Source organism: Mycolicibacillus trivialis, assembly GCF_002102395.1.
Taxonomy (GTDB): domain Bacteria; phylum Actinomycetota; class Actinomycetes; order Mycobacteriales; family Mycobacteriaceae; genus Mycobacterium; species Mycobacterium triviale.
Genome location: NZ_LQPZ01000008.1, coordinates 164,311 through 190,144, shown reverse-complemented (window position 1 = coordinate 190,144; position 25,834 = coordinate 164,311). Strand labels below are relative to the sequence as shown.

Below are 25,834 nucleotides of genomic sequence, written 5' to 3'. Positions count from 1 at the left end.
CAGCAAACGTAACCGAAGTTATCCAACCGTTAGCCGGACGCGATCTGCAGGATCCGCTCCGCGGCCAGTGCCGGGGTCAGGGTGCCGTCGACGACCTGCTGTTCCACCTCGGTGCGGGCCCGGCGGACCGCCGGGTTGGACAGCACCCGGTCGAGCACGGTGTCGCGCACCATCTGCCAGGTCCAGTTGACCTGTTGCGCACGGCGGCGCGACTCGAACTGCCCGGCGTCGCTGAGCACCCGGTGATGACGTTCCACGGTCTCCCACAGTTCGGCGACACCGGTTCCCTCGATCGCGCTCATCGTCAACACCGGTGGCCGCCACAAAGTTTCGCGTGGATAGATCAGCCGGAGCGCGCCGGAGAGCTCGCGTGCCGCCGACCGCGCCTCCACCAGGTGGTCGCCGTCGGCCTTGTTGACCACCACGATGTCGGCGAGCTCCAGCACCCCCTTCTTGATGCCCTGCAACTGATCGCCGGTGCGGGCCAGGGTGAGGAACACGAACGTGTCGACCATGTCGGCGACGGTCACCTCGGACTGGCCGACGCCGACCGTCTCGACGAGCACCACGTCGAAACCGGCCGCCTCCAGCAGCACGATCGTCTCCCGGGTGGCCTTGGCGACCCCGCCCAGGGTGCCCGACGTCGGCGACGGCCGGATGTAGGCGTCCGGGTGCACCGCCAGCCGCTGCATGCGGGTCTTGTCGCCGAGGATCGAACCGCCGGTCCGGGTCGAGGACGGGTCGACGGCCAGCACCGCCACCCGGTGACCCTGCTCGATCAGGTGCATGCCCAGCGCCTCGATCGTGGTGGACTTGCCCACCCCGGGCACCCCGGTGATCCCGATGTGCCGGGCCCGGCCCGCCTCGTCGGCCAGCTCCAGCAGCAGCTGCTGGGCGCGGTCACGGTGATCGGCCCGGGTCGACTCGACCAGCGTGATGGCGCGCGGCAGCGCGGCCCGGTCGCCGGCGCGGATCGCCGCCGCGAGGTCTTCGACGGTGTCGTTGATCGCTGCCACCTACTTCAGGTCGTACCCGAGCTGCTCGGCCAGCTTGCGCACCAGATCGGTTGCCGCGTCGGCGATCACGGTGCCGGGCGGGAAGATCGCGGTCGCCCCGGCTTCGTAGAGCTCGTCGAAGTCGCCGGGCGGGATCACGCCGCCGACCACGATCATGATGTCCGGGCGGCCCACCTCGGCCAATGCTTCGCGCAACGCGGGCACCAGGGTCAGATGCCCGGCGGCCAGCGACGACACCCCGACCACGTGGACGTCGTTGTCGGCGGCCTGCCGCGCCACCTCGTCGGGCGTGGAGAACAGCGCGCCGACGTCGACGTCGAAGCCGATGTCGGCGAACGCGGTGGCGATCACCTTCTGACCGCGGTCGTGGCCGTCCTGGCCCATCTTGGCGACCAGGATGCGGGGGCGGCGGCCGTCGACCTCGGCGAACTTCTCCACCGTCTGGGTGGCCGCGGAGAGCGGGTTGATGGTGCTGCCTCCTCCTGCGTCGGTGCCGCCCACCTCGTCGCGGTAGACCCCGGCGATGGTGCGGATCTCGGCCTGGTGGCGGCCGTAGACCTTCTCCATCGCGTCGGAGATCTCCCCGAGGGTGGCCTTGGCCCGGGCGGCGTCGATGGCCAGCGCCATCAGGTTGTTGCCCAGCCCGTCCGCGTCTTCCACGCGCCCGCGCGGATCCGCCGCCGCGGCGCGGGACAGTTCGGCCAGCGCCGCCTGGCAGGCCTGCTCGTCGCGGTCGGCGCGCAACTGCTCCAGCTTGGCCAGCTGTTCGGCGCGCACCCGGCTGTTCTCGACCTTGAGCACCTCGACCTCTTGGTCCTCGGTGACCTGGTACTTGTTCACCCCGATCAGCGGCTGGCGGCCCGAGTCGATGCGGGCCTGGGTGCGGGCCGCGGCCTCCTCGATGCGCAGCTTGGGGATGCCGTCGCTGATCGCCTGGGCCATCCCGCCGCGCTCGGCCACCTCGGCGATGTGGGCCCGGGCCCGCTGGGCCAACTCGTGGGTGAGCCACTCCACGTAGTAGGAGCCGCCCCACGGGTCGATCGGGCGGGTGGTGCCGGACTCCTGCTGCAGCAGCAGCTGGGTGTTGCGCGCGATCCGCGCGGAGAAGTCCGTCGGCAGCGCCAGCGCCTCGTCGAGGGCGTTGGTGTGCAGCGACTGGGTGTGCCCCTGGGTCGCGGCCATCGCCTCGATGCAGGTGCGGGCCACGTTGTTGTAGACGTCCTGCGCGGTCAGCGACCACCCGGAGGTTTGCGAATGGGTGCGCAGCGACAGCGATTTGGGGTTCTTCGGGTTGAACTCGGCGACCAGTTCACTCCACAGCAGCCGGCCGGCGCGCAGCTTGGCGACCTCCATGAAGAAGTTCATCCCGATGCCCCAGAAGAACGACAGCCGCGGGGCGAACGCGTCGATGTCCAGCCCGGCGTCCAGCCCGGCCTTGATGTAGTCCACCCCGTCGGCCAGCGTGTACGCCAACTCCAGATCGGCTGTGGCCCCGGCCTCTTGGATGTGGTAGCCGGAGATCGAGATCGAGTTGAACTTCGGCATCTTCGCGCTCGTGTAGGCGAAGATGTCGGAGATGATCCGCATCGACGGCTTCGGCGGGTAGATGTAGGTGTTGCGGACCATGAACTCTTTGAGGATGTCGTTCTGGATGGTGCCGGCCAGTTTCTCCGGCGGCACCCCCTGCTCCTCGGCGGCCACCACGTACAGCGCCAGGATGGGCAGCACCGCGCCGTTCATCGTCATCGACACGCTGACCGCGGACAGGTCGATGCCGTCGAAGAGCTGCCGCATGTCCAGGATCGAGTCGATCGCCACCCCGGCCATCCCGACGTCGCCCTGCACCCGCGGGTGATCCGAGTCGTAGCCGCGGTGGGTGGCCAGGTCGAACGCCACCGACAGGCCCTTCTGCCCGGCGGCCAGGTTGCGGCGGTAGAACGCGTTGGAGTCCGCTGCCGTGGAGAACCCGGCGTACTGGCGGATCGTCCACGGCTGGTTGACGTACATCGTGGGGTACGGCCCGCGCAGATACGGCGGTGTGCCCGGCAAGGTGTCCAGCGGGTAGCCGTCGGCGGCCAGCGCGGAGCGGTCGGCCGCGGTGTAGACCGGTTTGACGACGATGTTCTCCGGGGTCTGCCAGTCCAGCTGCTCGGCGGTGTAGCCGTGCGCCTCGGCGGCGGCGGCGACGTGGGCGGCGACGGCCTCCTCGGTGACCGGTGCGCCGGTCGCCTCCCCGTGCAGCGGGACGTCGGCGAAGTTGGGGATCCCGGTGGTGGTGCTGGTCATCTCGGTCAGGCCCCCAATCGGGTGAGCAGGCTCGACAGGGTGTCGACCGCGTCGATCTTCGCGGTCAGGTAGTCGTCGGGGCGCGGGTCGCTGCCTTCGACCGCCTGCGGCGGCCCGGCCAGCAGGATCTGCTGCACTCCGGCGCCGCGGGCGGCGGCCACCACCGCGGCGGCCTCGTCGCCGTAGCGCTTGTCGGTGCCGCACAGCACCGCGACGGCGGGGGTGCCCGCCTCGGCGATCGCCGCGGCCGCGGTCTCGGCGTCGACGGTGCCCGGGTTGACCGCCTCGATCCCGCCCGACGCCAGCAGGTTGGTGGCGAACGTGGCCCGGATGTTGTGCTCGGCCAGCGGGCCCAGCGGCAGCAGCAGCACGCTGGGGCGGGCGCCGGCGCTGGCCAGGTGGGCGTCGGAGCGGTCCCGCAGCTGCTCGAACCCGGCGGCGTAGCGGCGCACCTGCGGGTCGGCGTCGGTGGCGGCCAGCGGCTCCTCGGCCAGGTTCGGGAACTCGTTGACGCCGGTGATCGCGGTGCGCCGGTGGGCGATGTCGGCGGTGCGCCGGTCGGCCACCGCGTCGATCTGCTCGACAAGGTGGTCGCGCGCCGCGGTGAATCCGCCGCGCTCCTCCAGCTGCTGGAAGGCCCGCCAGGCGGTCTCGGCGAGCTGCTCGGTGAGGTCCTCGACGAACCAGGAACCGCCGGCCGGGTCGAGCACCTGCCCGAGGTGGGACTCCTCGAGCAGCAGCAGCTGGGTGTTGCGGGCGATGCGGCGGGAGAACCCGGGTGAGTTCTTGGGCAGCCCGCCGGGGATCGCACTGTCGAACGGCCACACCAGCACGGTGTCGGCGCCGCCGACCCCGGCGCCGAAGGCGGCCAGGGTGGTGCGCAGCATGTTCACCCACGGGTCGCGCTGGGTCATCATCGGCCGTGAGGTCTCGGCGTGCAGCACGGCCGCACCGGCCTGCGCTGCGCCGGCCACCTCGCCGACCCGCGCCCACAGCAGCCGGGCGGCACGCATCTTGGCGATCGTCATGAACTGGTCGTCGTCGGCGGCGAGCCGGAAAGCGATCTGGCCCAGCGCATCCCGCGCCTCAACGCCGGCGTCGGCGAGCAGCCGCAGGTAGGCGACCGCGGCGGCCAACGCGCCGGCAAGCTCCCAGGTGGCGTTGGCGCCGCGGTTGTGCAGCGCGGGGCCGTCGACGGTGATGGCCCGGACGCCGTGCGAGCCGGCCAGCCGGCCGGCGACCGCGAGCACCTCCTCGACCGTGGGTGCCGGGCGGCCGCTGAGCGGGGCGGTGAGCGGGTCGCCGCCCAGGTCGACCGAGAGAGCGGTGTCCTCGGCGCGGTTCAGGCCGTCCACCAGTTCCAGCATCGCGGCGGCCGCCGCGCCGAAATCGGCGCCGGCATCGAGGATCACCGGCATCAGTTCCAGGTAGACGCCGTCGAGCAGCCGGTCGAGCGCGCCGGGGGCCACCCCGCCGGCGCCGGCCCGGACCGCCATGGCGCTGACCCCTTCGGTCAGCGCGGCCAGCACCTCACCGTTGCCCAGTGCCGCGTCGGTGCCCCCGGCGGCCGGGAACACCTCGGCCACCTTCCAGCCGGTCTTGACGTCGCGGCGCGGGTCGGCGCCGCGCACGAACGGCCATTGGCCGGGCAGCGGATGTTCGGGCAGCCCGTCCAGCGCGGTGTAGAGCGGCCGGATCGCGAAGCCCTCGTAGGTGTCGGTGTCGAGGTGACGTTCCGGCTCGTCGCCGAAGTCGGCCGGGTCGCGGCGGCTGCTCTTGGCCAGCACCGCGGCCACATCGCGGCGCCACCGCGCCCGGGCTTGTTCCAGGTCGGCGTGCCCTGCAGGTACCTCGACTGACACCGGCGACTCCTGTTGTGACTGCTGCTGCGGGTTCGGCCCGGGTGCCCGGCGGCCGGCCCGAGTGTCAACCAGGCTAATTGATGGCCGGTCCGGTGCGCGGCGGCGGCTATCGTGGTCCGGTGCGGACCACCCAGTTGCGGGCGCTGCGCTCCACCCTGCTCGCCACCGTCCGGGCGCTGCCCCGCGGCCGGGTCGCGGTGCTGCTGGCCGGGATCGCGCTGCTGGTTGCGGCGGCCTGGTGGTTGCTGCCGGTGCCGACCGCGGTGCAGTTGCGCGACTGGGTCGCCGCGGCCGGGCCGTGGGTGCCGGCGGTGTTCCTGGTGACCCACACCCTGGTCACCGTGGCGCCGTTCCCGCGCACGGTGTTCACCCTGGCGGCCGGGCTGCTCTTCGGCGCCTGGCTCGGGGTGGCGCTGGCGGTCACGGCCAGCACCCTCAGCGCGCTGTTGACGCTGCTGCTGGTGCGGGCCACCGGCTGGCGGATGGACCGGCTGGTGAGCCATCCGCGGCTGACCGCAGTCGACGCGCGGCTGCGGGAGCGCGGTTGGACGGCGGTGCTGGCGTTGCGGCTGATCCCGGCCGTGCCGTTCTCGGTGATCAACTACGCGGCGGGCGCCTCCGCGATCCGGGTACGGCCGTACACGGTGGCCACGGTGGCCGGGCTGGCGCCGGGTACCGCGGCGCTGGTGTTGTTCGGCGACGCCTTCACCGGCCGGATCAACCCGGCATTGGCGCTGACCTCCGCCGCGATCGCGGCGGTCGGGGTGGGGCTGCTGGTCGTGGAGGCCACCCGGCACCGGTGGGAGCGGGTCGGTTGAGCCGGCTGGCCGGTGTCGGGGCCGCGCTGCTGCGCTCGCGGCGGTTCACCCGCGCGCCGATCTGGCTGTACCGGCTGCGGCTGGGCGCCCTGCTCGGGCCGCGGCTGCTGCTGCTGGAACACCGCGGGCGCAGCTCCGGGCTGGCCCGCCACGTCGTGCTAGAGGTCATCGGTCACCCGTCACCGCGGCGCTACGTGGTCGCCTCCGGCTTCGGTGAGCGCGCCCAGTGGTTCCGCAACGTCCGTGCCGACCCGCGGGTGCGGGTGACGATCGGCAGCCACGCGCCGGCGCCGGCCACGGCCCGGGTACTCGACCAGCGCGAGGCCGACCGCGCCCTGGGCGACTACATCGCCGCCCACCCGGGCACCTGGGACCGGTTCAAGAGCGTGCTCGAGCAGACCCTGGGCGCCGAGGTCACCGAGGTCGACACGCCGCTCCCGATGGTCGAACTGGCTCTCGACGACCCCGCGACGCGGTCATGACCGCAGCAGGCCGGCGGCCTGACCGACCAGCGCGGCGACGATCTCACCGGCCGGGACGGTCGGGCCGACCAGCCCGGCGCCCTGCCCGGCGGTGACGTTGGCGGTGCGGTAGTCGGCGTCGGCCACCGCGCGGCGGTACTGCGCGACGGCACCGTCCCCGGCGGCTTCCAGGTCGGGTTCGGCGCCGTGCCAACGGTCGGTGAAGTCGTTGCGCAGCACGCTCATGGTGTGCCCGGGTGGCCAGCGGTAACCACGCACGATGTCGTAGACGGTGGTGCGGCAGCTGTCGTCGCCGGTGGCGGCTTCCAGCACGGCGCGCGCCCGCGGTGTGGTCAGCGCCTCCACGGCGTTGCAGAACCGGGTGCCGCACAGCACGCCGGCGGCGCCGAGCATCAGCGCCGCCGCCAGTCCCCGCCCGTCGGCGACACCGCCGGCGGCCAGCACCGGGGTCCTCAGGCCCCGCGCGGCGACCACATCGACGATCTCGGGGACCAGGGTGAAGGTGGACCGCGGTCCGTAGCCGTGCCCGCCCGCCTCGGTGCCCTGCGCCACCAGGATGTCGGCGCCGCAATGCAGCGCGTGTTCGGCGTGCCCGCGGTTCTGCACCTGACAGATCAGCACCGCGCCGGCCGCCTTGATCGTCGCCGCGAACGGGCCCGGATCGCCGAACGAGAGCAGCACCGCGACGGGCCGGTGGCTCAGCGCCTCGTCGAGCAGGTCGGACCGGTCGGCCAGCGCCCAGGTGATGAACCCGCATCCGATCCGTGCGCCCGCGGCCTCGTCGAACTCCCTGCGCAGCCACGCCCGGTCGCCGTAGCCACCGCCGATCAGGCCCAGTCCCCCGCCCGCGCTGACCGCGGCGGCCAGCCGGCCGCCGGCGACACCGGCCATCGGTGCGCACACCACCGGGTGCTCGATGCCCAGCAGCGTCGTGGCCGACGTCGGGGCGATCACCGCGACCCCGTCCCGGGGCGGGCGGGGTCGATCAGCACCCCGGGGTTGAGCACGCCGGCCGGGTCGAGTGCCTGCTTGGCGGCCCGCAGCGCGGTGGCGAACACCTCGGGGCGTTGCCGGTCATACCAGCGGCGGTGATCGCGCCCCACCGCGTGGTGGTGGGTGATGGTGGCGCCGTGGTCGTGGATCGCCTGGGACACCGCGGCTTTGATCTCGTCCCACTGTTCGACCATCCGGCCCCACCGGCCGGTGCCGTATACCCCGAAGTAAGGCGCCGGGCCGTCGGGATAGACGTGGGTGAACCGGCAGGTCAGCACGCCGCGCACGCCCGCGCCGGCCATCGCGGCGCCGGCCGCGTCGGTGACCGCCGCCAGCAGGGCCTCGAAATCCGCCCAGGTGCAAGCGGTTTCGAATGTCTCGGCGATCATCGAATGGGCGGCCAGCACGTCCCGCTGGTAGGGCATCCGGATGAACGCCGAACGCCAGGCGCCCACCGCCCCGGGCGCCGGGTTGCCCGCGCTGTCGCTGTGTCGCACCCCGTCGGGAAGGTGCCCGCCATGGTCGCGGACGATCTCCACCGCTCGGGCCATCGACGCGTGCAACGGATGGTCGGCGGACTCGAAACCGAGCAGCAGCAGCCCGCCCGGCGTCGAGGTGCCCGCGTTGAGCAGCGCCTCCACCGGGTCCAGCAACCGGCAGTTGGTCGGATACAGCCCGGACTGCGCCAGCGCCCGGGTCGCCGCGACCGCCCGGGGGTAGTCGGCGAAGACCACCGACGCCGACGCCCGCCAGCGCGGCCTGCGCTGCAACCGCAGCCACGCCTCGGTGATCACCCCCAGGGTGCCCTCCGAGCCCAGGAACAGGGCATCCGGAGACGGCCCGGCCCCGGAACCGGGCAACCGGCGGGACTCGCCGACACCGGCCGGGGTGACCACCCGCAGCGACTCGGTGAGGTCGTCGATGTGGGTGTAGACGGTGGCGAAGTGCCCGCCGGAGCGGGTCGCCAGCCACCCGCCGACGGTGGAGAACTCGAAGGACTGCGGGAAGTGCCGCAGCGAGAACCCGTCGCCGCGCAGCCGGTCCTCCAGCGCCGGACCGAAGACACCGGCCTGGACGCGGGCCGCGCGGCTGACCGGGTCGACCTCGAGCACCTTGTCCATGGCGGTGAGGTCCAGCGCGACGACCCCGGGATGGTCGGCGTAGCAGCGCGGTTCGACGCCGCCGACCACCGAACTGCCCCCGCCGAACGGGATCACCGCAATCCGTTCGCGGCTGCACCAGTCCAGCACGTCGACCACCTGCGCCTCGTCGGCCGGCCGCACCACCAGGTCCACCACCTGGTCGATGCGGCCCTCGAGGCAGCGCACCACGTCGCGGAACGCCTGGCCGTGGCTGTGCCGCAGCCGGTCTCGCAGGTCGGCGGAGGCCAGCGTGGCCAGCGCCGCAGGCGGCGCGATCCGGGGTTCGGGGACCGGCAGCGACTCCGGCTCCGGCGGGGGGTGCGCGGTGAGGTCGGCCTCGGGCAGCAGGGCGGCGACCCGGCGCAGCAGCCGGTCCCGTTCGGCGGGCCCGACCGCGTCCTCGACGTGGCCCCAGCCCCACCAGGATCGGGTTTTGCTGGCCATATGTCCCTCGTCCGGCGCTGAGCGCTCGATGCAACGGATAGTCTAATCGTGATGCGGAAACGGTACTGGTCGAGGGAAGCGCCCCGTCGACCTGCCGCTTTCCTCCGCCGGGCCCGGGTGTTCGGGCGCCTGGGGGCGATGATCAGCCGCACCCCCTGGGTGGTGATCGGCGCCTGGGTGATCCTGGCCGCGGCGCTGTCGGCCGGCTTCCCGTCGCTGTCGCAGCTGTCCCAGAAGGACCCCGCCGCGCTACTGCCCGACGACGCGCCCAGCGTGGTCAGCGCGGCGGAGATGAACGCGGCGTTCGACGAGTCCCGCAGCGGGAACACGCTGGTGCTGGTGCTGTCGCGGCCCGACGGACTCGACGACGAGGCGCTGTACCGTAGGCTGGCCGACCGGCTCGCCGCCAACACCACCGACGTGGTCGGCATCCGGGACTTCCTCGACTCCCCCGCACTACGACCGGCGCTGACCAGCGACGACGGCCGGGCGTGGCTGCTGCCGGTGGAGGTGGCCGGCACGCTGGGCTCCCCGCCCGCCTACGCGGCCACCAACCGGGTCATCGACATCGCCCGCGACACCGTCGCCGGCTCCGGCGTGCAACTCGACATCGCCGGACCGGCCGCCACCGCCCTCGACGTCGGCACCGCCAGCGAACACGACCAGCACCGCATCGAGATCGCGATGGCGGTCATGCTGCTGCTCATCCTGCTGGTGATCTACCGCAACCCGGTCACGATCCTGGTGCCGTTGCTGACCATCGGGGTGTCGCTGCTGGCCGCGCACGGCGTGGTGGCCGCGTTCGGCATGCAGGGCCTGGGCATCACCGCCCACACGGTCGCGCTGGTCACCGCGCTGGTGGCCGGCGCGGGCACCGACTACGCGGTGTTCCTCATCAGCCGGTTCCACGACTTCGGCCGCGACGGCCAGCCCACCGACACCGCGATGCGCCTGGCCCTGGGCGGGATCGGCAAGGTGATCGCCGCGTCGGCGGCGACGGTGGCGCTCACCTTCGCGGCGATGGGTTTCACCACGCTGGCCGTGGTCTCCGACACCGGGGTGGCGCTGGCGCTCACCGTCACCGTCTGCTTCCTGGCCGCGGTGACGTTCCTGCCCGCCCTGCTGGTGGTGCTGGGCCGGCGCGGCTGGATCCCGCCCCGCCCGGCGCTGACCCGCGGCCTGTGGCGCCGATCGGGGGCCCGGATCGTGCGCCGCCCCGGCCGCTACCTGGCGGGCAGCATCGTCGTGCTGGTCGCGCTGGCCGGCTGCGCCGGCCTGGTGAGCTTCGACTACGACAACCGCACCGCGTTGCCCGATTCGGCGGCCAGCATCCGCGGCTTCGACGTGATGCAACGGCACTTCCCGGCCGGCAACATCGTGCCGGAGTTCATCGTGGTCTCCTCGCCGCGCGACCTGCGCAGCCCGCGGGCGCTGTCCGATCTCGAACAGCTGGCCCGCCGGGTCGGCCAGCTGCCCGACATCGAGGCGGTGCGCGGCATCACCCGTCCCAACGGCACCGCGCTGGAGCAGGCCCGGCTGTCCTATCAGGCCGGCGCCGTCGGCAGCAGCCTGTACGACGCCGCCAGCGGCATCAACGACCACGTCGACGACCTCGACGAGCTGGCCACCGCCGCCGGGCTGATCGCCGACGCGCTGACCATGCTGCACGAGCAGGCCGACGAGACCATCCCGGCGGTGCAGGAACTGGTCGCCGCCCTGGACTACCTGCGCGGCGGCTGGGACACCGCCCGCGACGGCCTGGACACCGGGCTCAACCACACCGGGGCGGTCACCGACCACGCCGCCGACCAGTCCGAGGACGTCGCGATGCTGCTGACGTTGATGCGGGCGGCGACCGAGACGGTCGAGCAGAACGTCGACCGTGACCCGCGGGACTTCACCTGGATGGACTCGGTGCTCGACGGCTTGAACACCTCGACCACCTGTGCGGACGCGGCGGGCTGCGCCCGGGTACGCGACTGGCTGCAGCAACTGGTCACCGCCCGCGACGAGGGCCGGCTGGACCCGGCCGCCGACGCCGCCCGGCGGTTGCGCGACACCGATGACGGCCAGCGGCTGAAGTCCGCCGCCGACAACCTGCGCGATGCGCTCGACGACACCGGCGACGCACTGCAGTCGGTGGGCGGGGCCACCGACGAGGACACCACCGGCGAACTCGACGCCATCCGCGCCAACACCGAGTTGCTGGCCGCGGCGAGCCGTCAGGTGGCCGCCGGGGTGCGCGCCCTGGTCGACCGGGTCACCGCGATGGGGATGGACCTCTCGGAGGTCTCGGATTTCCTGCTGACCATGAAGAGCGAGGCCTCCGCGCCGTCGATGTCGGGGTTCTACATCCCGCCGCAGTACCTCGACGACGACGACTTCCGGGAGGCCGCGCGGTTCTACGTCTCCGAGGACGGCCACACGGTGCGCTATCTGGTGCAGACCCGGCTGAACCCGTTCAGCACCGGCGCGATGGATCAGGTCGACGCCATCCTGGCCACCGCGAACGACGCCCGGCCCAACACCGCGCTGGCCGACGCCGAGGTCTCGATGAACGGCGGTTCGGTCACCTTGCGCGACATCCGCGACTACTACACCCACGACCTGCGGTTCATCGTGCTGGTGACGATCGCGGTGGTGTTCGTGATCCTGAGCCTGCTGTTGCGCGCGATCGTGGCCCCGCTGTACCTGGTCGCCTCGGTGGTGCTGTCTTACCTGGCGGCCCTCGGGATCGGCGTGCTGGTCTTCCAGTACCTGCTGGGCCAGGAGCTGTACTGGGCGCTGCCCGGGCTGGCGTTCATCATCCTGGTGGCGGTGGGCGCGGACTACAACCTGCTGCTGGTCTCCCGGCTGCGGGAGGAGTCCGGGGCCGGAGTGCGCACCGGGGTGATCCGCACCGTGGGCGCCACCGGCGGGGTGATCACCGCGGCCGGGGTCATCTTCGCGGCGTCGATGTTCGGGATGCTGGCCGCCAGCCTCAGCACCCTGGTGCAGACCGGCTTCGTCATCGGGGTGGGGCTGCTGCTGGACACCTTCGTGGTGCGGACGCTGACCGTGCCTGCGATCGCGGCGACCCTGGGGACGGCGAGCTGGTGGCCGTCGAAACCGGCTGGTCGGACGGCGGTGGGATACGATGACCACTGAATTGACGCACGCGATGAATCAGGGAGGGGCGCAGGACATGCGGGAGTCGGCACCGCGTCGGTGGCTGGCCAACGCCGTGGCACTGGTCGCTGCCGTCGTGCTCACGGTGGCGCTCACCGGCACCCTCACCGACTCCGGGGTCGGCGGTCTGGCCGGTTCGGCCGGCGACGGCGTCACGGCCCGCCCCACCGAACCGGCCGTCGCGCTGTCCGCCAACACCGACCTGCTGGACCGCTGGCGCGACGTGGTGGCCGAGCCCGGCGCCCGTACCGGGATCGGTCTGGTCACCGCGCTGCCCGGGTCGAAGATCGTGCCGCACGGCTCCACCGACGGGCTGCACAGCCTGACCAAGATCATCGTGCCGCAGGTGCTCCCGGCCGACCTGGGCGATCACAGCCGCTACCTGATCAGCTGGGCCATCGACCTGATGTTCAGCCCGCTGAGCAACCTGGTCGCCGACGGCCGCTGGGGCGCCTACCTCAGCCCGCTGGTGGCGCTGGGCAGCACCGCGGTCGGTCTCGTCGGCGACCTCGCCGGGGAGAACCCCGACCCGGTCGCCGCGACCTGGCGCCTCGCCCACCTACCCACCGACCTCTACGGCGCCTTCCGCTACGGCGCCGACCTCAACCTGGCGCCGCTGGCCCGGATGTTCGGCGATGCCGGCATGCTGCCCGCCGACTTCGACGCCAGTGCGCTGCACGTCGGGCTCGGCGGCCACAGCACCCACACCCCCAAACTGCGCGACCACTTCCCGAAGCTGGGCTCGCTGAGCCGGCTCGTGCTCGGACTGCCGAGGTAGTGGCCGACTTCGACGTCCTGACCGAGGAGCGGCTGCGCGCCCGCAACACGGTCAAGTGGAACCGCTACCCCGCCGACGTCCTGCCGCTGTGGGTGGCCGAGATGGACTTCCCGACCGCCCCGCCGGTGCTCGCCGCGGTCCGCGCCTGGGCCGAGCGGGAGGAGTTCGGCTACCCGCGGTTCGGCCACGACGCGCTGCCGGCGGCCACCGCCGGGTGGTGTGAGCGCCGCTACGGCTGGCCGGTGACGCCCGACCAGGTGCGGGTGGTGCCCGACGTGCTGGTCGGGGTGAAACTGGCCATCGAATTCCTCACCCGCGCGCAGAGCCCGGTGGTGCTGCCGGTGCCCGCCTACATGCCGTTCTTCGACGTGCTGCAGATCGCCGGCCGCCAGCGGGTGGAGGTGCCGATGCTGCGCCAGCCCAGCGGGCGCTACATCCTCGACCTGGCGGCGATCGAGGCGGCGTTCGCCGCCGGCGCGGGGTCGTTGATCCTGTGCAACCCGTACAACCCGCTGGGCACGGCGTTCTCGGCCGACGAACTGCGCGCGGTGGTCGGCCTGGCCGCCGCGCACGGGGCGCGCATCATCGCCGACGAGGTCCACGCCCCGCTGGTCTACCGGGGCCGCCATGTACCGGCCGCATCGGTGTCGCAAGACGCGGCGGCCACCGTGGTGACGGTGATGTCGGCGTCCAAGGGTTGGAATCTGCCCGGGCTGAAGTGCGCCCAGGTCATCCTGTCCAACCCGGCCGACGCGAGCGAGTGGGACGCGATGAACTGGCTGAACTGGATGGGGGCCTCGACCGCCGGGATCGCGGCCAACCTCGCCGCCTACCGCGACGGGGAGGACTGGCTGGACGCGGTGCTGGTGCAGCTGCAGCACAACCGGGACCGGGTGGCCGACGTCCTGCCCGAGCGGGTGCCGGGGCTGATGGTCACCCGCCCGGAGGGCACCTACCTGGCCTGGCTGGACTGCACCGCCCTGGACCTGCCCGAGGAGCCGGCCGACTACCTGCTGGCCCGTGCCCGGGTGGCACTGAACCCGGGGATCCCGTTCGGCTCCGGGACCGGCTGTGCCCGACTGAATTTCGCCACGACCCGGCCGATCCTGGACCGGGCGCTCGAGGCGATCGCGGCCGCGCTGTAGCCGCACCCCACCGGCGTCCGACACGTCGCGGCTACCGACGCTGCGCCGGGCCCCGCACGGTCATGGTCGCGAACGTCACCAGGAACGTCGCCGCGGGCAGCGTGTTGATCACGCGGTCTTTGACCCGCACGTGGGCGGCGACCGCCAGCACGAAGTACAGCGTCAGCGCGGCGGTGGTCAGCCGGGCCAGCGTCGGGAACCGGGTCGCCGACAGCAGCCCGACCGCCGAGGCGATCTTCACCACCGGCAGGATCGGCCGCACCTCCGCGGGTACCTCCAGCGTGTCGAGGGCCTGGGCGATGTAGGGCACCGGGATCGCGCAGGCCACCGCGTCCACGGCTTGGAAAGCGGCAAGTCCGGCATAGGTTTTCGGCGAGGTGAGGGAAGTCATGACGCAATCCTATTCCTCGCCGCGCGCCAATTGCTGCGGCGTGGGAAGGCTGCCCTCGACCGGGGTGCGGGCGTCGGCCTCGGCCTTGGCCACCGCCTGCGCCAGCGCCGGGTCGGTGCGGGTGTGGAACCAGTCCGCCACCTCCTCGGAGTCGTCCTCCGGCTTGGGCAGGTCGTCCTCCACCGGCGACGGCTGGTAGCGGAACACCCCGTCCTCCCCCGGCGCGCCGAGCAGTTTGGTGAAGCCCTGCAGCGCGGTGCCGAAATCGCTGGGGATCACCCACACCTTGTTGGCCTCGCCCTTGGCCATCTCCGGCAGCACCTGCAGGTACTGGTAGGCGAGCAGCTCCGGGGTGGGCCGGCCGGCCTTGATCGCGGCGAACGTCTTCTCGATCGCCTTGGCCTCGCCCTGGGCCTGCAGGTAGGCGGCGGCCCGCTCACCCTGCGCCCGCAACATCCGGGACTGCCGGTCGGCTTCGGCGGACAGGATCGCGGCCTGCTTGGCACCCTCGGCCTGCAGGATCTGCGACTGCTTCTGACCTTCGGCCTGTTTGATCGCCGACTCCCGCTGCCCCTCGGCGGTCAGGATCATCGCCCGCTTCTCCCGGTCGGCCTTCATCTGCTTCTCCATCGAGGCCTGGATGGAGGCCGGCGGGTCGATGCTGCGCAGCTCCACCCGCGCCACCCGCAGCCCCCAGCGGCCGGTGGCCTCGTCGAGCACGCCGCGCAGCTGGCTGTTGATCACCTCGCGGGAGGTGAAGGTCTCCTCCAGCGTCATCCCGCCGACCACGTTGCGCAGTGTGGTCGTGGTGAGCTGCTCCACCCCGACGATGTAGTTGCTGATCTCATACACCGCGGCCTGCGGGTTGGTGACCTGGAAGTACACCACCGTGTCGATGGCCAGGGTGAGGTTGTCCTCGGTGATCACCGGCTGCGGCGGGAAGGACACCACCCGCTCCCGCAGGTCCACCCGGGCCCGGATGCGGTCGATGAACGGCATCAGCAGGGTCAGCTGGCCGGAGACCGTCCGGCTGTAGCGGCCCAGCCGCTCGATCACCGCCGCCTCGGCTTGCGGGATCAGCGCCACCGACTTGGCCACCACGACGATCGCGAAGCCGACCAGGATCAGCAGCACGATCAAGCCCGCTGCAGCACCGTCCATTGTTGTCTCCCTCTATTCCGAACCGGATTCCCACACCACCGCGGTGGCGCCGTCGATCTCGACCACCGTGACCCGGCTGCCCGGCTCGTAGACGTCGCCGTCGTTGAGCGCGCGGGCCGTCCAGACCTCGCCGCCGAGCAACACGGTGCCGCCCCGGTCGGTGACCCGCTCCCGGACCTGGGCGTGTTTGCCCTCCAACGCCTGGATGCCGGTGGGCGGGGCGGTGTCGGTGCGCATCCGGTGCCGCACCGCCGGGCGCACCAGGACCAGCAGCAGCACCGACACGACGAGGAAGACCACACCGTCGGCCCAGATCGGCCACGGCAGCAGCGCCGAGGACCCCGCGGCGGCCAGCGCCCCGCCGGCGAGCATCAGCAGCACCATGTCGCCGGTCAGGGTTTCCGCGCCGGCCAACCCGAGCGCGGCGATCAACCAGATCAGGGCGGCGGGCATGGCCCCAGACTATCGCGCAGCCGAGTCCGGCGAGGAGCGCCAACTACACTGCCAGGATCATGTGGTGTCCCTCGGTGTCGCTGTCGGTGTGGGCCAATGCCTGGCTCGCCGGGGCGGCCGCACCCGACGACGTGCTCGACGCGGTGGCCGCCTGGGCGCCGGTGCAGGCCATCGCCGCCCACGACCCGGTGGCCGCCGGCCGCGCCGGCCTGCCCTACCCGGCCGCCGAGCACGGCGGTGCCATGTCGGTGCTGCAGACGTTGCGGACCGCGGCCGGGCGGCCGGACCGGCACGGCACCCCGGTCGAGGTGGTGCTGCCGGTGCCCGGCGATGTGCGCGGCCTGCCGCCGGGCAGCGCGTTCGCCCGCGACGCCCTCGACGTCGGGGAGGCGCTGATCCTCACCGGGGGCGCCGACGGCGAGGCCCTCGGGCTGGTGCCCGACTACCCCGACCAGGACCCCACCGAGCCGGTGACGCTGTGCTGGACGGCCTACTCGTTGCCCGAGCCACCGCCGGTGCCGCCGGCCGACCTGGGCGCCGCCGAATTCGAGCTGCGCAGCGCGGTGCGCGCCGCGGCGGAGACCCTGGGCGCGCTGGACATGGCGGCCGGCGCCGACGCCGACCCGCGCGCGCTGGTGGAGCAGTTCCTGGACGCCACGGCCGGGCACCGGGTGCCCGACCACGCCCCGGCCCGGGCGCTGCGGGTGCTCGAGCAGGCCGCCCACGTGGAGGCCATCCTGGCGGTCAGCGCCGAGTTGGCGCCGCTGGCGATGCACTCGTTCTCCCAGAACCGGATATCGGAGGAGACGCTGCGCCCGCTGACCGGCGTCGTGCGCGCCGCGCGGCTGGCCGCACTCGATGCCATCCTGCGGTCGGCCTGGCCGGGCTAACGCTCGCAGTCCGGGGTGCAGGGCACCCCGTTGCGGCTCTGCCCGTACAGCGGCACCGGGTCCGGGTCGGCGACCCGGGCCGGTTCCCGGCCGTCGCGCAGCTCGGCGATGAGTTCGGCGGCCAGCCGGGCGAAGCGCGGGTCGGCGCCCGGGGTGCCCGCCCGGGCGAACGCCACCCCGGCGGCGTCGGCCTGTTCGGCCACCTCGTGGTCGAGGTCCCAGACCACTTCGATGTGGTCGGCGACGAACCCGATCGGGCAGACGATCACCGCGCGGGTGCCGGCCGCCGCCAGCGCAGCCAGGTGGTCGCCGACGTCGGGTTCCAGCCACGGCACCTGCGGTGGCCCGGACCGGGACTGCCACACCAGGTCGTGGTCGGGTCGCCCGGCGGCGGCGGCCACCAGCCGCGCCGCATGCGCGACCTGGCGGGCGTAAAGCCGTTCCCCGCACCAGGATTCGGCTGCGATCGGGATGGAATGCGCGGTGAACACCAGCCGGGCCTGCTCCCGCAGGTCGGCGGGCAGGGTGGCCGCGGCCGCACCGACCGCCTCGGCGAACAGTGCCACGAACAGTGGATGGTCGAAGTACTGGCGCAGCTTGACCAGTTCCGGCGCGCCGTCGCCGGCGGCGCGGCGGGCGCGGGCCAGGTCGTCGACGTACTGGCGGCAGCTGGAGTAGCCGCCCCACGCCGAGGTGGTGAACACCGCGGCCCGGCGCACCCCGTCGGCGCCCATCGCCGCCACCGTGTTCTCCAGGTAGGGCGCCCAGTTGCGGTTGCCGAAGTAGACCGGCAGCCCGGTGTGGGTGCGCAACTGCTCGACCAGGGCCCGGTTGATCGCGTTGATCGGCGACACCCCGCCGAAGTGCAGGTAGTGCTCGGCGACGTCGTCGAGACGCTCCGGCGGCACGTTGCGCCCGCGGGTGACGTTCTCCAGGAACGGCCGCACCTGCTCGGGGCCCTCCGGCCCGCCGAAGGACTGCAGCAGGACGGCGTCGAAGTCCATGACCGCTAGAGCAACTGGGTGTGCGCGCCGCCGTCGGCGTAGACCACGGTGCCGGTGGTGGCGGGCAGCCAGTCGGACAGCAGCGCGCAGACCGTCTTGGCGACCGGGGTGGGGTCCTTCATGTCCCAGCCGACCGGGGCGCGCTGGTCCCAGCCCTCCTCCAGCAGCTTCATCTGCTCACCGGCCTCGTCGCCGAGGGCGCCGCCGACGATGGCGCTCATCGCCAGGGTGCGGATGGGGCCGGCCGCCACCAGGTTCGAGCGCACCCCGTGGGCGCCGACCTCGCGGGCGACGAACCGGTTCACCGACTCCAGCGCGCTCTTGGCGACCGTCATCCAGTTGTAGGCCGGCATCGCCCGGGTCGGGTCGAAGTCCATGCCCACGATCGAACCGCCCGGGTTCATCACCGGCAGTACCGCCTTGGCCAGCGACGCATACGAGTAGGCCGAGATGTGGATGCCCTTGGCGACGTCCTCGTAGGGGGCGTCGAAGAACGGGTTGACCCCCATGCCGCTCTGCGGCATGAAGCCGATCGAGTGCACCACGCCGTCGAGCTTGGTGTCCGCGCCGATCACCTCGGTGATCCGGTCGGCCAGGGAGTCGAGGTGCTCGTCGTTCTGCACGTCGAGTTCCAGCAGCGGCGCCGGGTTGGGCAGCCGGTCGACGATGCGCTGGATCAGCCGCAGCCGGTCGAAGCCGGTGCACACGATCTCCGCGCCCGCCTCCTGGGCGACCCGCGCGATGTGGAACGCGATCGAGGAGTCGGTGATGATCCCGGTGACCAGGATGCGTTTGCCGTCGAGAATGCCTGCCATATCAGTCCTTAATCTCCTAGTGGCCCATGCCCATGCCGCCGTCGACCGGGATCACCGCGCCCGCGATGTACCCGGCGTCCTCGGAGGCCAGGAAGCTGACCGCGCCGGCGACGTCCTCGGCGGTGCCGACCCGTTTGGCCGGGATGAACTCCAGCGCGCCCTCCTGGATCCGCTCGTCGAGGGCGCGGGTCATCTCGGTGTCGATGTAGCCCGGCGCGACCACGTTGGCGGTCACCCCGGCCTTGGACAGCTCGCGGGAGATGGAGCGGGCCATGCCGATCAGCCCGGCCTTGGCGGCGGCGTAGTTGGCCTGGTTGCCGATCCCCCACATGCCCGACACCGAGCCGATGTAGATGATCCGGCCGAACCGCTTGCGCTGCATGCTGCGCGAGGCGCGCTGGGTGACCCGGAACGCGCCGGTCAGGTTGGCGTTGATGACCTCGGTGAACCGTTCCTCGGTCATCCGCATCAGGAAGGCGTCCTTGGAGATGCCGGCGTTGGACACCAGTACCTCGACCGGGCCCTGGTGCTCCTCGACCTCTTTGAACGCGCGGTCGACGGCGTCGTTGTCGGTGACGTCGCAGACCACCCCGAACAGCCCGTCGGGCGCTCCGGAACCGCGGTGGGTGACCGCCACCTTGTGGCCGTCGGCGGCCAGCCGCTGCGCGATGGCCAGGCCGATACCCCGGTTGCCACCGGTGACGAGGACGGATCGGGACACGAAGGGCGGTCTGCCGTGGTTCTGCGCGGCACTCTGGGTGTCAGTCACCGGTTCAACTTATCGCCTCGGCCGGCGGGCGCCGAAACCGGCCGCGCCGCTAGCTGGGCAGCCGGCGGTTGATCAGCAGCGCGGCCAGCGCCGCCAGCGCCAGGATCAGCGAACCCAGCCGCAGCCAGGCCGCGCTGGCGTCGCCCTGGATGGTCTCGTAGCCGATCTGGTCCTGCAGGCTGTCGTAGACCTCGTTGAGCTGCTCGAGGCTGGAGGCGGTGTAGAAGCTGCCCTCGGAGAGGTCGGCGATCTTGTGCAGCGAATCGTCGTCGACCGGGACCGGCTGGCGCTGGTCGTTGATCTCGACGTAGCCGTAGCGGGTGCCGAACGAGATCGTCGAGACCGGCACCCCCTGGTCGCGGGCGGCGCGGGCCGCGGTGAACCCGCCGCGCGGGTTGTCCGGGTTGGGCGGCACCGTCTCCTTGCCGTCGGAGAGCAGCACGATGCGGGCCGGGGGCGGGCCCTCGCCGCCGCCGATCACCGCGCCGACGGTGGCGATCGCCTGCAGCGCGGTGAAGATGGCCTCGCCGGTGGCGGTGCGCTCCTCGAGCTGCAACCGGTCGATGGCCAGCTTCGTCGGTTCCCGCTCGGTGGTCGGCGAGACCAGCACCGAGGCGGTGCCGGCGTAGGCGACCAGCCCCAGGTTGATGCCCGGGGTCAGTTCGTCGACGAACTGCTTGGCGGCCTCCTGCGCGGCGGCCAGCCGGGTGGGTTCGACGTCGGAGGCGCGCATCGACAGCGACACGTCGATCACCAGCATCACCACCGCCCGGTTGCGCGGGATCTTGACGTCGTGGGTGGGCCCGGCCATCGCGACGGTGAACAGCAGCATCGAGATCACCAGCAGGATCGCCGACAGGTGCCGCCAGCGCGACGGCCGCTGCGGGGCGACGCTCTCCAGCAGTTCCATGTTGGCGAACCGCAGCATCCGGCGCTGCCGGGCCTGCTGGGCCAGCACGTACAGGATGCAGATGCCGGCCACCACCAGCAGGAACAGCAGGAACCACGGGTGGGCGAGGCCGGAGAAGGAGATCGTTCCGAGCAGCGGCAAGGTCATGGTGAGTCGGTCCTGTCAGTCACTGGCGGCCGGCCAGCGCGCCACGCCGCCGCGAGGCGACGAAACGCACGATGTCGGCGATCCAGTCCCGGTCGGTGCGCAGCGACAACAGCGGGGCGCCGCACCGGCGCAGGGTGCGGGCCACCTCGGCGCGGTGGGCGGCCGCGGCGGTGGCGAAGTCGTCGCGCAGTTTCTCGTCGATGGTGAATTCACGGGTGACGCCGGACTCGGCGTCCTGCAGCACGACGTCGCCGACGTCGGGCAGTTCCACGTCGCGCGGGTCGAGCACCTCCACGGCGAGCACCTCGTGGCGGGCGGCGATGGCGCGCAGCGGGCGCATCCAGTCCACCGGGCCGAGGAAGTCGCTGATGATCACCGCCATGCCGCGCCGGCGCTGCGGGCGGCGCAACGCGTCGATGAGCCCGCCCAGGTCGCCGCGCACCCCGACCGGTGCGCGCGGGACGGTCGCGATCGCACGCAGCAGGCTCTGTTCGTGCTGGCGGCCGGAGCGGGCCGGCACCCGCACGGTGGTGTCGCCGTTGGAGACCAGCGCGCCCAGCCGGTTGCCGCCGCCACTGTTGAGGAACACGATCGCGGCGGCCGCCGCCACCGCCAGGTCCCGCTTCTCGCAGCCGGTGGTGCCGAAATCCAGGCTGGCGGAGGCGTCGACGACCAGCCAGGTCTCCAGTTCCCGGTCGGCGATCATCTGCCGCACGTGCGGGTGGGTGGTGCGGGCGGTGACCGCCCAGTCCATCCGGCGCACGTCGTCGCCGGGCTGGTAGAGCCGGGACTCCCCCGGCTCGGAGCCCGGGCCGGGGATCAACCCGAGGTGGTCGCCGTGCAGGACCCCGTCGAGCTTGCGTTTGACGGTCAGTTCCAGGGTGCGCAGCGCGGCGGAGAGTTTGGGGTCCTCGATGGCCCCGCGCATCATCGACGGCGGGTGGTGGCCCCCCGCCTGCCGCGGGTCGTCGCCCGGCCGGCTCACCGACTACTGGCCGGGGCCGCGGCGGACGGTGCCGGAGCCGCCGACTGGCCCTGCTGCGGGACGGCGTTGACCTGCGGCAGGGCGACGGTCTGCAGCACCCGGTTGATGATCATCTCCGGGGTGATCTCGTCGGCGAGCGCGTCGTAGGTCAGCACCAGCCGGTGGCGCAGCACGTCGGGGATGACCTCGATGACGTCCTGCGGGATCACGTAGTCGCGGCCGCGGACCAGGGCCAGCGCGCGGGCCGCGGCGATGATGCCCAGCGAGGCGCGCGGCGAGGCGCCGAAGGCGACCCAGGCCTTGACGTCGTGCATACCGAACTGGTCCGGGCGGCGGGTGGCCTCCACGATCCGCACCACGTAGTCGACCAGCGCGTGGTGGACGAAGTTGTTGGCCGCCGCGTCCTGCAGGCGCAGCAGCTCGCCGGTGTCGAGCACCTGCTTGGGCTGCGGCGGGGTCACCCCCATCCGGTAGATGATCTCCCGCTCCTCCTCGGCCGACGGGTAGTCGACGTTGATCTTGAACAGGAACCGGTCGCGCTGGGCCTCCGGCAGCGGGTAGACGCCCTCGTTCTCGATCGGGTTCTGGGTGGCCATCACCAGGAACGGGTTGGGCAGCGGGAAGGTCTGTCCGCCGATGGAGACCTTGCGTTCGGCCATCACCTCCAGCAGCGCGGACTGCACCTTGGCCGGGGCGCGGTTGATCTCGTCGGCGAGCAGGAAGTTGGCCACCACCGGGCCCAGTTCGGTGTCGAACTCCTCACGGCCCTGCCGGTAGATGCGGGTGCCGATGATGTCGGTGGGCACCAGGTCGGGGGTGAACTGGATGCGGGCGAAGGTGCCGCCGACCACCCGGGCGAAGGTCTCCACCGCCAGGGTCTTGGCCACCCCGGGCACCCCCTCGAGCAGCACGTGGCCCTTGGCCAGCAGCCCGACCAGGATCCGCTCGACGAGCTGGTCCTGCCCGACGATGATGCGTTTGACCTCGAAGATCGCCCGCTCCAGGGCCTGCGCCTCGGTGCCCGGCCCGTTACCGGTGGTCGGTGACGCCGCGGTCCCGCCTGGTGATGTCATCCACGTCCCTTTCGCAGCTTGGGGGTAACTCCCACCGCTTCGACCGTATACGCGCGGCGGCACGCCCTCGGTCAACTATTCCAGGCCGGTCGTCATCCGTCGACGTGCGGGGGCGCGCACCGCTCAGTACTCGATGATGCGGGCCAGGTACTCGGTCATCCCGGCGGTGCGCACCGGGCTGACGGTCACCTTCCCCGCGCTGCCCGAGGCCTCCAGCATCTGGCCCTGGCCCAGATAGATCGCCACGTGCTGGCTGCCGCCGGGCCCGTAGAAGATCAGGTCGCCGCGTTTGGCCTGCGAACGCGGCACCTGCCGGCCGGTCTTGTACTGGTCACCGGAGTACTTCGGGATCAGCACGCCGACCCCGGCGAACGCGAACCGGGTGAACCCGGAGCAGTCGTAGCCGATCTTGCCCGCGTCGTAGTCCACCCCGGCGCTGGGGCCGTTGGGCTTGCCGCCGCCCCAGGAGTAGGGCACCCCGAGTTGGGACATGCCGCGCCGGATCACGTACTCCACCGCCTGGCGGCCGTAGACCCGCGGGATCGCGTTCGGGGAGGTGTTGACCGCGGCCGGGTTGTCCCCGCCGACGTTGAGGCCGAGACCGCCGAGGAATTTGCGGCCCAGATCCATCGTGGTCTGGGTGGCCTGCGCGGTGGCCTGCAGGGAGGCGTTGGCGATCGCGACCGGGTCGCCGGGGGCGCCGGCGCTGACCACCGCAGGCAGGGTGGGGTCCCAGGCGCCGTCGGGGGCGGCCGAGGCCGGTGCGGCCAGCCCGAGCAGCAGCGCGGTGGCCGTCCCGGCGATGATCACCAGCGCGCGCAGCCGTGTCGTGCCCGGCGCCCTCGAAATCCGTCGCGCCATCAGTACTCGATGTAGCGCACCACGTAGGGCGTCATCCCGCTGGTGCGCACCGGCGAGATCTTGACGTTGGACCCGGTGTAGGGGGCTTCGAGCATCTGCCCTTGGCCGAGGTAGATCGTGACGTGCTGGCTGCCGCCGGGGCCGTAGAAGATGACGTCGCCGCGGCGCATCTGCGAGGACGGGATCTTGCGGCCCATCTCGTACTGCGATCCGGAGTAGTGCGGCAGTTTGATGCCGACCCCGGCGAACGCGTAGAGCACCAGCCCCGAGCAGTCGAAGCCGACGGTGTTGGCGCCGGAGTCGATGCCGCGGCTGGGCCCGGCGGCGTTGCCGCCACCCCAGGAGTAGGGCACCCCCATCTGGGACATGCCGCGTCGGATCACGTACTCCGACGCCTGGCGGCCGTAGACGACCGGGATGGCGCCGTTGTTGGTGTAGCCGGTCGGGGTGGGCGCCAGCCCGAGCTTCTGCAGGAACTTGCGGCCCATGTCCTGGGTGACCTGCGCGGAGGTCTGCGAGATCCCCAGCACCGTGTTGATGATCGCGACCGGGTCACCGCTGACGAACGCGCTGGGCACCGCGGGCAGGGTGGGGTCCCACGGTCCGTCCCACTTCGCCGGGGCCTGGGCGGCGGGCCGCGGCCCGGCCCGGTCCCAGTCGTCGTTGCCGACGGCGACGGTGGCCGGCGGGCGGGCCGCGTCGAGCCGGGCCTGCGCGGCGTCCCGGTCGGCGACCAGTCGGTCGATCTGTTTCTGCTGTTCGCCGAAGGTGCGCTGGGCGTCGGTCAGCGCGGTCACCGCGGCGTCCTGGCTGGCCTGCGCGTCCGCGACGGCGCGGTCGGCGTCGGCCTTGGCCTGCCGGGCGGCGGATTCCTTGTTGACCTGCTCGGTGCGCGCGGCGACCAGCCGGTTCATCACCGTCTCCGAGGCGGAGTGCACCATGTCGTCGGTGCCCGCGGCGGCGACCATCTCATCGGGGTTGGCGGCGGTCAGGTAGCCGCTGGTGGGCCCGCCCATGTAGGAGGCGGCGGCGAAGGTGTCGAACTTCTTCTGGGCTTCGGCGATGGCGGCGTCGGCGCCGGCGACCGCGCGGCGGCTGGTCTCGACGTCGCGCTGGGCGGTCTCGGCCGCGTCACGAGCGTCCTGCACCGCGACGATGGCCTTGTTGACGCTCTCCTGTTCGGTTTGGATCCGGGCACCCAGGTCCTGGAGGCGCTGGTTGGCCTGCGCGACGTCGGCGATGAGCCCGGCCACGTTGTCCGGGGCCGGCGCCGGGTCGGCCTGCGCCACCCCGGGGGTGGTCAGCACCAGGGCCGCGGCCAGCGCGGCCGGGGCGACGGACCGGAGGAGGGCGGCCGGCCTGCCGGCGGCCAGACGGATCGAGCCGTGGCGAGGGCGTCTCATGCGACTTGGTACTCCTATGGCTCAGCACGAACGGATGGTGCCGACGCCTCAACAGCCGCAAAAAACAACTTCAACGTGGGCACCAATTGCACCGTACGTCACATTTGCCACGGAAAACCCGTAGGTCACAGACTACATGTTTGTAATTGAAATGATTGTGACCGAACGGTGACCCGGCGAATTCGCCGGCACCGCGCGACCGATTTCGGCTCAGCTATTCGCCGCGGCCGGATCGGCGCGCTCACCGGTGTCGGTCGCCTGCGCATCCCGGCGCGCCCTGAGCTGCAGGATTCGGGTCCCGACCGCGGCCGCGAGCACCACCGCCAGCACCACCGCGGTGAATGCGGTCCAGGGGAACGCCGGCTTATTCAACTCGTCCAGGAAATTCTGTGCCGAGACCACCGGGTTACCGGTCTTGGCCACGTCCTCCCCCGCCTCCAGCACCACCCGATCGAAGTGCGGGCTGTAGGTGCCGGCGTAGGACGGGCTGATCGCCAGCACGGTGGCGTCGGTGTAGTCCCTGCCGACCAGGGTGGCGATGTCGCGCAGCGGGGTGTCGATCGGCGGGTTGTTCTCGATCACCACGATCTTCAGCTCGATGCCGTCCTCGTGGGCCTCGTGCACCACCTCGAGCAACCCCGGCCGCACCGGCGCGGGCGCGCTGACCCCGTCGGCCGCGACCGCCTCGCGGACGGCGTCGATGTCGACGTCGATCGGGATGTAGGCGGGCAGCGTCGGGTGCAGCGCCACCGTGGTCTGCGGCGGCGCCGGAACGATCACGACTGGTCCGCTCATCGGCACCCTTCCTGCGCGGAATCTGCAAGCACCGTACGCGACC

23 protein-coding genes are annotated in these 25,834 nt (G+C 72.3%); 6 read left to right on the top strand and 17 right to left on the bottom strand.

What is annotated here, in order from left to right; genetic code table 11:
* Positions 1-29 precede the first annotated feature (29 nt).
* Genes meaB through mutA form a run of 3 tightly spaced genes read right to left on the bottom strand, consistent with a single transcriptional unit; the run spans position 30 to position 5,164 of the window.
* Positions 30-1,007 carry a methylmalonyl Co-A mutase-associated GTPase MeaB gene (meaB, locus tag AWC30_RS02400; RefSeq protein WP_085108642.1) on the bottom strand — a complete coding sequence of 326 codons (978 nt, stop codon included), beginning with the start codon at positions 1,005-1,007 and terminating at the stop codon, positions 30-32.
* A gap of 9 nt (positions 1,008-1,016) precedes the next feature.
* On the bottom strand, positions 1,017-3,302 hold the full coding sequence (gene scpA, locus AWC30_RS02395) for a methylmalonyl-CoA mutase (RefSeq protein ID WP_085108333.1): 2,286 nt from the start codon (positions 3,300-3,302) through the stop codon (positions 1,017-1,019).
* Positions 3,303-3,307: 5 nt separating this feature from the next.
* The gene (gene mutA, locus AWC30_RS02390; protein WP_085108330.1) at positions 3,308-5,164 is read right to left on the bottom strand and encodes a methylmalonyl-CoA mutase small subunit; all 1,857 of its coding nucleotides are present in this window, start codon (positions 5,162-5,164) and stop codon (positions 3,308-3,310) included.
* 80 nt (positions 5,165-5,244) lie between these two features.
* Between mutA and AWC30_RS02385 the strand changes: the two genes are divergently transcribed.
* Both AWC30_RS02385 and AWC30_RS02380 read left to right on the top strand, forming a co-directional pair.
* Positions 5,245-5,982, top strand: a complete 738-nt coding sequence (locus AWC30_RS02385; RefSeq protein ID WP_085108327.1) for a TVP38/TMEM64 family protein — start codon at positions 5,245-5,247, stop codon at positions 5,980-5,982.
* Positions 5,964-6,464: a nitroreductase family deazaflavin-dependent oxidoreductase gene (locus AWC30_RS02380; protein ID WP_085108324.1), complete on the top strand. Its 501-nt coding sequence runs from the start codon at positions 5,964-5,966 to the stop codon at positions 6,462-6,464. The genes AWC30_RS02385 and AWC30_RS02380 overlap by 19 nt, the downstream gene beginning before the upstream one ends.
* Here AWC30_RS02380 and AWC30_RS02375 read toward each other — a convergent pair.
* Complete coding sequence (locus AWC30_RS02375; protein WP_085108321.1) at positions 6,459-7,418, bottom strand: NAD(P)H-dependent flavin oxidoreductase; 960 nt, start codon at positions 7,416-7,418, stop codon at positions 6,459-6,461. The two genes, AWC30_RS02380 and AWC30_RS02375, sit on opposite strands and share 6 nt — an antisense overlap.
* Complete coding sequence (locus AWC30_RS02370; RefSeq protein ID WP_085108317.1) at positions 7,415-9,043, bottom strand: FAD-binding oxidoreductase; 1,629 nt, start codon at positions 9,041-9,043, stop codon at positions 7,415-7,417. The genes AWC30_RS02375 and AWC30_RS02370 overlap by 4 nt, the downstream gene beginning before the upstream one ends.
* A 138-nt stretch (positions 9,044-9,181) precedes the next feature.
* Between AWC30_RS02370 and AWC30_RS02365 the strand changes: the two genes are divergently transcribed.
* From AWC30_RS02365 to AWC30_RS02355, 3 genes are read left to right on the top strand one after another with little or no spacing between them, the layout of a single operon-like run.
* Positions 9,182-12,190 carry an MMPL/RND family transporter gene (locus AWC30_RS02365; RefSeq protein ID WP_207568382.1) on the top strand — a complete coding sequence of 1,003 codons (3,009 nt, stop codon included), beginning with the start codon at positions 9,182-9,184 and terminating at the stop codon, positions 12,188-12,190.
* Complete coding sequence (locus AWC30_RS02360; RefSeq protein WP_133053639.1) at positions 12,180-12,989, top strand: hypothetical protein; 810 nt, start codon at positions 12,180-12,182, stop codon at positions 12,987-12,989. The genes AWC30_RS02365 and AWC30_RS02360 overlap by 11 nt, the downstream gene beginning before the upstream one ends.
* On the top strand, positions 12,989-14,134 hold the full coding sequence (locus AWC30_RS02355) for a MalY/PatB family protein (RefSeq protein WP_085108311.1): 1,146 nt from the start codon (positions 12,989-12,991) through the stop codon (positions 14,132-14,134). The genes AWC30_RS02360 and AWC30_RS02355 overlap by 1 nt, the downstream gene beginning before the upstream one ends.
* Before the next feature lie 31 nt (positions 14,135-14,165).
* Here the strand turns inward: AWC30_RS02355 and AWC30_RS02350 are convergent, their stop codons facing one another.
* From AWC30_RS02350 to AWC30_RS02340, 3 genes are read right to left on the bottom strand one after another with little or no spacing between them, the layout of a single operon-like run.
* Positions 14,166-14,525: a DoxX family protein gene (locus AWC30_RS02350; protein ID WP_085108309.1), complete on the bottom strand. Its 360-nt coding sequence runs from the start codon at positions 14,523-14,525 to the stop codon at positions 14,166-14,168.
* A gap of 9 nt (positions 14,526-14,534) precedes the next feature.
* Positions 14,535-15,686, bottom strand: coding sequence for an SPFH domain-containing protein (locus tag AWC30_RS02345; protein ID WP_085108306.1), 1,152 nt, complete (start codon positions 15,684-15,686; stop codon positions 14,535-14,537).
* A gap of 12 nt (positions 15,687-15,698) precedes the next feature.
* Entirely contained in the window at positions 15,699-16,139 is a 441-nt protein-coding gene (locus tag AWC30_RS02340) for an NfeD family protein (protein ID WP_085108304.1), read from the bottom strand.
* A gap of 59 nt (positions 16,140-16,198) precedes the next feature.
* Between AWC30_RS02340 and AWC30_RS02335 the strand changes: the two genes are divergently transcribed.
* Complete coding sequence (locus AWC30_RS02335) at positions 16,199-17,029, top strand: Rv1486c family protein (RefSeq protein WP_085108301.1); 831 nt, start codon at positions 16,199-16,201, stop codon at positions 17,027-17,029.
* Here the strand turns inward: AWC30_RS02335 and AWC30_RS02330 are convergent.
* The 9 genes from AWC30_RS02330 to AWC30_RS02290 form a co-directional block, all read right to left on the bottom strand.
* A complete protein-coding gene (locus AWC30_RS02330) occupies positions 17,026-18,033 on the bottom strand; it encodes a ferrochelatase (RefSeq protein WP_085108298.1) in 1,008 nt (335 codons plus the stop codon). The genes AWC30_RS02335 and AWC30_RS02330 overlap by 4 nt on opposite strands.
* 5 nt (positions 18,034-18,038) lie before the next feature.
* A complete protein-coding gene (inhA, locus tag AWC30_RS02325) occupies positions 18,039-18,848 on the bottom strand; it encodes an NADH-dependent enoyl-ACP reductase InhA (RefSeq protein ID WP_085108295.1) in 810 nt (269 codons plus the stop codon).
* A 16-nt stretch (positions 18,849-18,864) separates the two neighbouring features.
* Positions 18,865-19,617, bottom strand: coding sequence for a 3-oxoacyl-ACP reductase FabG1 (gene fabG1 / locus AWC30_RS02320; RefSeq protein ID WP_085108292.1), 753 nt, complete (start codon positions 19,615-19,617; stop codon positions 18,865-18,867).
* A 49-nt stretch (positions 19,618-19,666) separates the two neighbouring features.
* Positions 19,667-20,674, bottom strand: coding sequence for a VWA domain-containing protein (locus tag AWC30_RS02315; RefSeq protein ID WP_085108289.1), 1,008 nt, complete (start codon positions 20,672-20,674; stop codon positions 19,667-19,669).
* Between the two features lie 19 nt (positions 20,675-20,693).
* A complete protein-coding gene (locus AWC30_RS02310; RefSeq protein WP_085108638.1) occupies positions 20,694-21,605 on the bottom strand; it encodes a DUF58 domain-containing protein in 912 nt (303 codons plus the stop codon).
* A 50-nt stretch (positions 21,606-21,655) separates the two neighbouring features.
* Complete coding sequence (gene moxR1 / locus AWC30_RS02305; protein WP_085108286.1) at positions 21,656-22,732, bottom strand: chaperone MoxR1; 1,077 nt, start codon at positions 22,730-22,732, stop codon at positions 21,656-21,658.
* Positions 22,733-22,855: 123 nt separating this feature from the next.
* A complete protein-coding gene (ripB, locus tag AWC30_RS02300) occupies positions 22,856-23,593 on the bottom strand; it encodes an NlpC/P60 family peptidoglycan endopeptidase RipB (RefSeq protein WP_085108283.1) in 738 nt (245 codons plus the stop codon).
* On the bottom strand, positions 23,593-24,996 hold the full coding sequence (gene ripA, locus AWC30_RS02295) for an NlpC/P60 family peptidoglycan endopeptidase RipA (RefSeq protein WP_085108280.1): 1,404 nt from the start codon (positions 24,994-24,996) through the stop codon (positions 23,593-23,595). Before ripA ends, ripB begins: the two co-directional genes overlap by 1 nt.
* Before the next feature lie 210 nt (positions 24,997-25,206).
* Positions 25,207-25,791: an Rv1476 family membrane protein gene (locus AWC30_RS02290; RefSeq protein WP_085108277.1), complete on the bottom strand. Its 585-nt coding sequence runs from the start codon at positions 25,789-25,791 to the stop codon at positions 25,207-25,209.
* Positions 25,792-25,834: the final 43 nt, after the last annotated feature.

Coding starts and splice junctions, on each gene's coding strand:
- scpA (WP_085108333.1), bottom strand. CDS start 3,302: ATGACCAGCACCACCACCGGGATCCCCAACTTCGCCGACGTCCCGCTG.
- AWC30_RS02385 (WP_085108327.1), top strand. CDS start 5,245: ATGGCCGGTCCGGTGCGCGGCGGCGGCTATCGTGGTCCGGTGCGGACC.
- AWC30_RS02370 (WP_085108317.1), bottom strand. CDS start 9,043: ATGGCCAGCAAAACCCGATCCTGGTGGGGCTGGGGCCACGTCGAGGAC.
- AWC30_RS02365 (WP_207568382.1), top strand. CDS start 9,182: ATGATCAGCCGCACCCCCTGGGTGGTGATCGGCGCCTGGGTGATCCTG.
- AWC30_RS02360 (WP_133053639.1), top strand. CDS start 12,180: ATGACCACTGAATTGACGCACGCGATGAATCAGGGAGGGGCGCAGGAC.
- AWC30_RS02350 (WP_085108309.1), bottom strand. CDS start 14,525: ATGACTTCCCTCACCTCGCCGAAAACCTATGCCGGACTTGCCGCTTTC.
- AWC30_RS02345 (WP_085108306.1), bottom strand. CDS start 15,686: ATGGACGGTGCTGCAGCGGGCTTGATCGTGCTGCTGATCCTGGTCGGC.
- AWC30_RS02340 (WP_085108304.1), bottom strand. CDS start 16,139: ATGCCCGCCGCCCTGATCTGGTTGATCGCCGCGCTCGGGTTGGCCGGC.
- AWC30_RS02335 (WP_085108301.1), top strand. CDS start 16,199: ATGTGGTGTCCCTCGGTGTCGCTGTCGGTGTGGGCCAATGCCTGGCTC.
- AWC30_RS02330 (WP_085108298.1), bottom strand. CDS start 18,033: ATGGACTTCGACGCCGTCCTGCTGCAGTCCTTCGGCGGGCCGGAGGGC.
- inhA (WP_085108295.1), bottom strand. CDS start 18,848: ATGGCAGGCATTCTCGACGGCAAACGCATCCTGGTCACCGGGATCATC.
- AWC30_RS02315 (WP_085108289.1), bottom strand. CDS start 20,674: ATGACCTTGCCGCTGCTCGGAACGATCTCCTTCTCCGGCCTCGCCCAC.
- AWC30_RS02310 (WP_085108638.1), bottom strand. CDS start 21,605: ATGATGCGCGGGGCCATCGAGGACCCCAAACTCTCCGCCGCGCTGCGC.
- moxR1 (WP_085108286.1), bottom strand. CDS start 22,732: ATGACATCACCAGGCGGGACCGCGGCGTCACCGACCACCGGTAACGGG.
- ripB (WP_085108283.1), bottom strand. CDS start 23,593: ATGGCGCGACGGATTTCGAGGGCGCCGGGCACGACACGGCTGCGCGCG.
- ripA (WP_085108280.1), bottom strand. CDS start 24,996: ATGAGACGCCCTCGCCACGGCTCGATCCGTCTGGCCGCCGGCAGGCCG.
- AWC30_RS02290 (WP_085108277.1), bottom strand. CDS start 25,791: ATGAGCGGACCAGTCGTGATCGTTCCGGCGCCGCCGCAGACCACGGTG.